We start from the raw sequence: 8158 nt of genomic DNA, 5'->3' as shown, positions 1-8158 counted from the left end.
ATAAATAAGTAACACCAAGCCCCACCCAAGCGCACCCGACACCTCCAGCGCACCATTTCAGTGCCGCGAATGCACCGCAAAAACCACCCGCAAACGGTCAAATGCGTCAAAAGTTATACGGATGCGACATTAAGGTACGTTCGTGCCACCGTTTAACGCCGCCGACCGCTCTGGATCTTGCATTGGGTATGGGGCCTGCATAAGTATCCGCAGGCACGACTCACGAGGTCGTACCTCACAACTAAAAAATGACAACAAATCATGAGGCCAACATGCTTAAACACGCGGTCATTCCGTTTCTAGTCGGCGCAGGCTTGTTAGCCTCCGCACCTTTCGCCACCGCTGCGACTAACCTGGTGTTCTGCTCCGAAGGGAGCCCGGCCGGTTTTGATCCAGGCCAGTACACCACCGGAACCGACTTCGACGCCTCAGCCGAAACCATGTTCAACCGCCTGACCCAGTTCGAGCGCGGCGGCACCGCCGTGATTCCTGGCCTGGCGACCAAGTGGGACATTTCCGACGATGGCCTGACCTACACCTTCCACCTGCGTGAAGGCGTCAAGTTCCACACCACCCCGTATTTCAAGCCGACTCGTGAATTCAACGCCGACGACGTGCTGTTTACGTTCAACCGCATGATCAACAAGGACGACCCGTTCCGTAAGGCGTACCCGACCGAATTCCCGTACTTCACCGACATGGGGATGGACACCAACATCACCAAGATCGATAAAGTCGACGACCACACCGTCAAGTTCACCCTGAAAGAAGTCGACGCCGCGTTCATTCAGAACATGGCCATGAGCTTCGCGTCCGTGCAGTCCGCCGAATACGCGGCCCAACTGCTCAAGGATGGCAAAGCCGCCGACATCAACCAGAAGCCGATCGGCACCGGCCCGTTCGTGTTCAAGAGCTATCAGAAAGACTCGAACATCCGTTACACCGGCAACAAGGATTACTGGAAACCTGAAGACGTGAAGATCGACAACCTGATCTTCGCCATCACCACCGACCCGTCGGTGCGTATCCAGAAGCTGAAAAAGAACGAGTGCCAGGTCACCCTGTTCCCGCGTCCGGCCGATCTGAAAGCGCTGAAAGAAGACAAGTCGCTGAAGATGCCGGATCAGGCTGGCTTCAACCTGGGCTATATCGCTTACAACGTGATGGACAAGGTCAAGGGCAGCAACGAGGCCAACCCGCTGGCTGACCTGCGCGTGCGTCAGGCGCTGGACATGGCCGTGAACAAGCCACAGATCATCGATTCGGTTTACCAGGGTGCGGGCCAACTGGCGGTCAACGCCATGCCGCCGACCCAGTGGTCCTACGACACCACCATCAAGGATGCCAAGTACGACCCTGAGAAAGCCAAACAGCTGCTCAAGGAAGCCGGCGTCAAGGAAGGTACCGAAATTGTCCTGTGGGCAATGCCGGTGCAGCGCCCGTACAACCCGAACGCCAAACTGATGGCTGAAATGCTCCAGTCCGACTGGGCCAAGATCGGCTTGAAAGTGAAGATCACCAGCTACGAATGGGGCGAGTACATCAAGCGCTCCAAAGGTGGCGAAAACCAGGCCATGATCATTGGCTGGAGCGGTGACAATGGTGATCCGGACAACTGGCTCAACGTCCTGTTTGGCTGCGACTCGCTGAGCGGCAACAACTTCTCTAAGTGGTGCGACAAGAAGTTCGACGGCCTGGTGAAAGAAGCCAAACGCACTACCGACCAGGGCAAGCGCACCGAGCTGTACAAACAGGCGCAACACGTCCTCAAAGATGCAGTTCCAATGACACCTATCGCTCACTCGACGGTGTATCAACCCATGCGCGCCAACGTGCAGGATTTCAAGATCAGCCCATTTGGCCTGAATTCCTTCTACGGCGTCAGCGTCAGCAAGTAAGACATCGCGACGGCGGCGTTTCTGACGTCGCCGTTGCTTTATCTACCGGGAAAAAAGGAAAAGGCCTACACCCAAATCCGCCGCAGATGATTGCTTCGGTATAGGCGCGTCGACTTTTCCTACGAGCATTAAGGCAATTACGTATTTACTGCCAGAGGCACGGTGCCTACCGTCGCGTACTGACCAGTGTCTGCGTGGGCCACCGGTTTTGCCGTACGTATTGGATTGAGCTCAATGCGACCAGAAAGTCCCGGGATAGGGACCCTGACGCATTGCACAACACTAAAAAGAGGGAGCGTCATGCGCCATACCTTGGTTTTTTCCGCTCTGTTGGGCGCCGGCCTGTTGGCCGCCACGTCTGCAAGCTACGCCGCCAGCGACAGCCTGGTGTTTTGCTCGGAAGGCAGCCCGGCGGGTTTCGATACCGCGCAGTACACGACGGCCACCGACAATGACGCCGCCGAGCCGCTGTACAACCGCCTCGTCGAGTTTGAAAAAGGCGCGACCAATGTCGTGCCGGGCCTGGCGACCAAGTGGGACATTTCCGAAGATGGCTTGAAATACACCTTTCACCTGCGTGAAGGCGTGAAATTTCATACAACCCCTTACTTCAAGCCGAGCCGCGATTTCAACGCTGACGATGTCGTGTTCACGTTCACTCGCATGCTCGATGCGCAACAGCCGTTCCGCAAGGCGTATCCCACCGAGTTTCCGTACTTCAACGGGATGAGCCTGAACAAGAACATCGCCAAGGTCGAGAAGACCGGGCCGCTGACCGTGGAGTTCACGCTCAACAGCGTCGATGCGGCGTTCATCCAGAACATCGCCATGAGCTTCGCTTCGATTCTGTCTGCCGAATACGCCGACAAGCTGCTGGCCGACGGCAAGCCGAGCGACATCAACCAGAAGCCGATCGGCACCGGGCCGTTCGTGTTCAAGAGCTACCAGAAAGACTCCAACATCCGCTACACCGGCAACCCGCAGTACTGGGATCCGAGCCGGGTCAAGCTGAAGAACCTGATCTTCGCGATCAACACCGATGCCTCGGTGCGCGTGCAGAAGCTCAAGGCTGGCGAATGCCAGATCACCCTGCATCCGCGTCCGGCCGATGTTGAAGCGCTGAAGGCCGACCCGAAACTGCAACTGATTTCCAAGCCGGGCTTCAACCTCGGCTACATCGCCTACAACGTGCGCCACAAGCCGTTCGATCAACTGGAAGTGCGTCAGGCGCTGGACATGGCGGTGAATAAACAGGGCATTCTCAACGCTGTTTACCAAGGCGCCGGCCAACTGGCCGTCAACGCCATGCCACCAACCCAGTGGTCCTACGACGACACCATCAAGGACGCCGCCTACAACCCGGAAAAAGCCAAGGAACTGCTCAAGGCTGCCGGCGTGAAAGAAGGCACCGAGATCACCCTGTGGGCGATGCCGGTGCAGCGTCCATACAACCCGAACGCCAAGCTGATGGCCGAAATGCTCCAGTCCGACTGGGCCAAGATCGGTCTGAAAGTGAAGATCGTCAGCTACGAATGGGGCGAGTACATCAAGCGCACCAAGAACGGCGAGCACGACGTCAGCCTGATCGGCTGGACCGGTGACAACGGGGACCCGGACAACTGGCTGGGCACGCTGTACAGCTGTGACGCCATCGGCGGCAACAACTATTCCATGTGGTGCGACCCGGCTTACGACAAGCTGATCAAACAGGCCAAGGTCGTCACCGACCGCGACCAGCGCACCGTGCTTTATAAACAGGCCCAGCAATTGCTTAAACAGCAAGTGCCGATCACGCCTGTCGCCCACTCGACGGTCAACCAGCCTTTAAGCACCCGGGTCGAAGGGTTCAAAGTCAGCCCGTTCGGCCGCAACGTGTTCTCGGGTGTCAGTATCGATTAAACCCACCGATTAGCCGCAATGCTGAGGGGAGCCGTCTACTCCCCTCACGCAAGCGCTTTGCCGAAATTCGCCAATCCGGCTTTTTGCAAACGTTTGCGATGTGTGAACGAGTTCTAAACCAATAACCGGTCTACCAAAAAAAGCCGGGATAAAAAGAAAGTAAAGGAGCTTCACCCATGAAACTGAGCAGCACCGCGATACTGGCCCTGGCCATCAGCAGCATCACCGCTACCGCGTACGCCGAACCTGCAAGTCAGGAGTTCGTCCCTACCACATTGGCCGGCAGCAGCGCCCAAAGCGAGGCCAAAGGCTTTATCGATGGACAAAGCCTGGGCGGTACAACCCGAAACTGGTATGCCAATGAACTGAAGCGTCGTGATGACCGTTTCAGCTACGTGAAAAACAGCGACAAGAATACTTCGCCATTGGTCAAGACGCCGACTGCGCGTCGCATCAACTGGGTGCAAGGCACCATCGTCAACTACACCTCGGGCTTCACCCAAGGCACCGTGGGCGTGAGCACCGAAGTCGCCGCTTACAACGCCATCGTGCTCGACCGTGATCGCAAGGACATCGCCGGCGGCTCCAACCGTACTCTGGCGGACTCCGACGGCGACGCCGTTGACCAGTGGAGCAAACTGGGCCTGGCCAACGTCAAGTTCCGCGTGTCGAACACGACCCTGACTGCCGGCCGCCAGAACTTCAGCACGCCAATCGTTGATGTCATCGGCAACCGTCCGCTGCCTTCGAGCTTTGAAGGTATCAGCCTGCACAGCGAGGAATTCAACAACCTGTCGTTCGACCTGGGCGGTTTCGACCGCGTATCACCGCGTACCGAGCAGAGCCTGTCGAAATTCCGCACCGAATATTCGCAAACGGGCGTGGAAACCGACAAGGTCTACACCGCAGGCGTGAACTACCAGCCGCTGAAAAGCCTGAAAACCAGCCTCTATGTGGCCAACGTCGAAGACTTCTGGAACCAGTACTACTTCGGTGGCACCCACGAACTGGGTGACAGCCAGGTGCTGAGCCTGACCACCGGTCTGAACTACTACAAGACCGTCGACGAAGGCAAAAAGCTGATGGGCAACATCGATAACGATACCTACTCGCTGTCGCTGGGTCTGACTCACCAGGCCCACAGCCTGACGTTCTCTTATCAGGAAGTTAACGGTAACGAGTACTTCGACTACCTGCACGAAACCAACGGCATCTACTTGGCCAACTCCCTGCTGTCGGACTTCAACGGCCCGAACGAGAAGTCGTTCCAGATCGCCTACGGCATCAACATGGCCGAGTACGGTGTGCCAGGCCTGAAGTTCAACATCTACCAGGCACGCGGTTGGGGCATCGACGGTACTCACTACCGCGGCACCGCCTACACCGATCCGGGCGCCAAGCGCGGCGACCTGAGCCTGATGGATGGCGAGTCTCACTATGAATACGGTGTCGGGGCTTCCTACGCTGTGCAAAGCGGCCCGCTCAAAGCCACTGCGATTCGCGCGACGTACACCACGCACCGCGCCAGCGAGCATCAGGCTGACGGCAACATCAACGAGTTCCGCCTCGTAACCACCATCCCGTTCAACATTCTGTAAAAACGCCAACCGACGGCTGACTCATGATGAGTCGGCCGTTCGGTTTTCTGTCTTCAACCGATTGCAGAGGGTTATCGATGAAAATGCTTCCCCTACGTGCGGCCATCGCGGCTGCGTTGCTGAGTGTCGCTGTCGGCGCCTCGGCCAAACCCTTGGTGGTCTGCACCGAAGCCAGCCCGGAAGGCTTCGATATGGTCCAGTACACAACTGCAGTCACGGCGGACGCTGTGGCCGAAACCATCTTCAATCGCCTGGCCGATTTCAAGCCCGGCACCACAGAAGTGATCCCGGCGCTCGCCGAGTCCTGGGACATCAGCGAAGACGGCCTGACCTACACGTTCCACCTGCGCAAAGGCGTCAAGTTTCACACCACCGAATACTTCAAGCCGACCCGCGACATGAATGCCGATGACGTGGTCTGGAGCTTCCAGCGTCAGCTGGACCCGAATCACCCGTGGCACAAACTGTCGAGCGTGGGCTTCCCGTACTTTGAAAGCATGGGCTTCAAGGAACTGCTCAAAAGCGTAGAAAAAGTCGACGACAACACGGTCAAGTTCACCCTGACCCGTCGCGAAGCGCCGTTCCTGGCTGACATCGCCATGGCGTTCTCGTCGATCTACCCGGCCGAATACGCCGACCAGTTGCTCAAGGCCAACAAGACCGGCGATCTGAACAACAAGCCGATCGGCACCGGCCCGTTCATCTTCCAGCGTTACGCCAAGGATGCGCAGGTGCGCTTCAAGGCCAACCCGGATTACTTCCGTGGCAAGCCGCCGGCCGACGCGTTGATCCTGGCGATCGCCACCGACAACAACGTGCGCCTGCAAAAGCTCAAGGCCAACGAGTGCCAGGTCGCGCTGTATCCGAAACCGGATGACATCCCGAGCATCAAGAAAGACAGCAACCTGAAAGTCGACGAGCTGGACGCGATGACCGTTTCGTACATCGCCATGAACACCCAGCACAAGTACATGAGCGACGTACGCGTGCGCAAAGCCATCGACATCGCGTTCGACAAGGAAGCCTACGTCAACGCACTGTTCGGCAAAGGCAACGCGTCGGTGGCGGTCAACCCCTACCCACCGACTCTGCTCGGCTACAACCATGACCTGAAGAACCCGCCACGGGACCTGGACAAGGCACGTGCCCTGCTCAAGGAAGCCGGGGTTCCGGAAGGCACTACCTTCACCCTGTTCACCCGTAACGGCGGCGGTCCGACCAACCCCAACCCGATGCTCGGCGCGCAAATGATGCAGGCTGACCTGGCGAAAGTCGGGATCAAGATCGACATCCGCGTGATGGAATGGGGCGAAATGCTCAAGCGCGCCAAGGCCGGCGAGCACGACATGGTCTCGGCCGGATGGGCGGGCGACAACGGCGACCCGGATAACTTCCTGACGCCTATGCTCAGTTGCGAGGCCGCCAAGAACGGCGAAAACTACGCACGCTGGTGCAACGAGAAATTCCAGGCGCTGCTGGATGAAGCGCGGGCTAAAGTAGATCCGGCCGAACGCGCCGCGCTCTACGAACAGGCTCAAGTGCTGTTTAATCAGGACCAGCCATGGATCAGCATGGCCCATACTCGGATGTTCACTGCAATGCGCAACAATGTAGAGGGCTACCACATCAGCCCTCTCACCACTAATAACTTCGCCACCACCCAGGTGAAGTAGATAAGAAACGCCCGGCGTCCCTTACCTGAGGGACGCCGGACACGCCTAACCGGCTGATGAGGTACCACACAAGATGTTTAGTTTTATTGCCCGCCGACTGGGGTTGTTGATCCCCACGTTTTTCGGCATCACCTTGCTGACTTTCGCGTTGATTCGCATGATTCCGGGCGACCCCGTGGAAGTGATGATGGGCGAACGTCGGGTCGACCCCGAAATGCACGCTCAGGCAATGGAACGCCTGGGGCTGAACAAGCCGCTGTATGCCCAGTACCTGGACTACATCGGCAAACTGGCCCAGGGCGATCTCGGTGAGTCGTTGCGTACCCGTGAAAGCGTGTGGACCGAGTTCACCTCTCTTTTCCCGGCGACCCTGGAACTGTCCATGGCCGCCCTGCTGTTCGCTGGCATCCTCGGGCTTCTGGCCGGGGTGATCGCGGCACTCAAACGAGGATCGCTGTTCGACCACGGGGTGATGGGCATCTCCCTCGCGGGCTATTCGATGCCGATCTTCTGGTGGGGCCTGATCCTGATCATGTTCTTCTCGGTGAGCCTGGGCTGGACCCCGGTTTCCGGGCGCATCGACCTGCTGTATGACATCGAGCCGAAAACCGGCTTCATGCTGATCGACACGCTGCTGGCCGATGACGTCGGCGCGTTCTTCGACGCCCTGCATCACCTGATCCTGCCGGCGATCGTGCTCGGCACCATTCCGCTGGCGGTAATCGCGCGGATGACCCGTTCGTCGATGCTCGAAGTACTGCGCGAAGACTACATCCGCACCGCCAAGGCCAAAGGCCTGTCGCCGTCGCGCGTGGTGTTCGTGCATGGTCTGCGCAACGCACTGATTCCTGTGCTGACCGTGGTCGGCCTGCAGGTCGGCACGCTGCTGGCCGGTGCGGTCCTGACCGAAACCATCTTCTCCTGGCCCGGCATCGGTAAATGGCTGATCGAAGCCATCGGCGCCCGGGACTATCCGGTGGTGCAAAACGGCATCCTGTTAATCGCCTGCCTGGTGATTCTGGTCAACTTCGTGGTGGACATCCTCTACGGCTTTGCCAACCCACGCATCCGTCATCAGCGCTGAGGTCAA

General features: G+C 58.3%; 5 protein-coding genes. All 5 read left to right on the top strand.

Annotated features, from left to right (window positions below; all coding sequences use genetic code 11):
* The first annotated feature begins 272 nt into the window (after positions 1-272).
* The 5 genes from OC605_RS21835 to OC605_RS21815 all read left to right on the top strand — a co-directional run bounded on the left by OC605_RS21835 (position 273) and on the right by OC605_RS21815 (position 8152).
* A complete protein-coding gene (locus OC605_RS21835; protein ID WP_016771716.1) occupies positions 273-1898 on the top strand; it encodes an ABC transporter substrate-binding protein in 1626 nt (541 codons plus the stop codon).
* Between the two features lie 300 nt (positions 1899-2198).
* Positions 2199-3797: an ABC transporter substrate-binding protein gene (locus tag OC605_RS21830; protein ID WP_262139418.1), complete on the top strand. Its 1599-nt coding sequence runs from the start codon at positions 2199-2201 to the stop codon at positions 3795-3797.
* 176 nt (positions 3798-3973) lie between these two features.
* On the top strand, positions 3974-5395 hold the full coding sequence (locus OC605_RS21825; protein WP_122699944.1) for an OprD family porin: 1422 nt from the start codon (positions 3974-3976) through the stop codon (positions 5393-5395).
* 77 nt (positions 5396-5472) lie between these two features.
* Positions 5473-7068: an ABC transporter substrate-binding protein gene (locus tag OC605_RS21820; RefSeq protein ID WP_136491939.1), complete on the top strand. Its 1596-nt coding sequence runs from the start codon at positions 5473-5475 to the stop codon at positions 7066-7068.
* Between the two features lie 73 nt (positions 7069-7141).
* A complete protein-coding gene (locus OC605_RS21815; protein ID WP_016771720.1) occupies positions 7142-8152 on the top strand; it encodes an ABC transporter permease subunit in 1011 nt (336 codons plus the stop codon).
* The last annotated feature ends 6 nt before the right edge of the window (positions 8153-8158 follow it).

The organism is Pseudomonas sp. Marseille-Q5117 (assembly GCF_946901175.1).
Lineage (GTDB): Bacteria > Pseudomonadota > Gammaproteobacteria > Pseudomonadales > Pseudomonadaceae > Aquipseudomonas > Aquipseudomonas iranensis.
The sequence above is the reverse complement of the archived record's forward strand: the minus strand, read 5'-3'. Positions and strand labels throughout refer to the sequence as shown.

Coding starts and splice junctions, on each gene's coding strand:
- OC605_RS21825 (WP_122699944.1), top strand. CDS start 3,974: ATGAAACTGAGCAGCACCGCGATACTGGCCCTGGCCATCAGCAGCATC.
- OC605_RS21815 (WP_016771720.1), top strand. CDS start 7,142: ATGTTTAGTTTTATTGCCCGCCGACTGGGGTTGTTGATCCCCACGTTT.
- OC605_RS21830 (WP_262139418.1), top strand. CDS start 2,199: ATGCGCCATACCTTGGTTTTTTCCGCTCTGTTGGGCGCCGGCCTGTTG.
- OC605_RS21835 (WP_016771716.1), top strand. CDS start 273: ATGCTTAAACACGCGGTCATTCCGTTTCTAGTCGGCGCAGGCTTGTTA.
- OC605_RS21820 (WP_136491939.1), top strand. CDS start 5,473: ATGAAAATGCTTCCCCTACGTGCGGCCATCGCGGCTGCGTTGCTGAGT.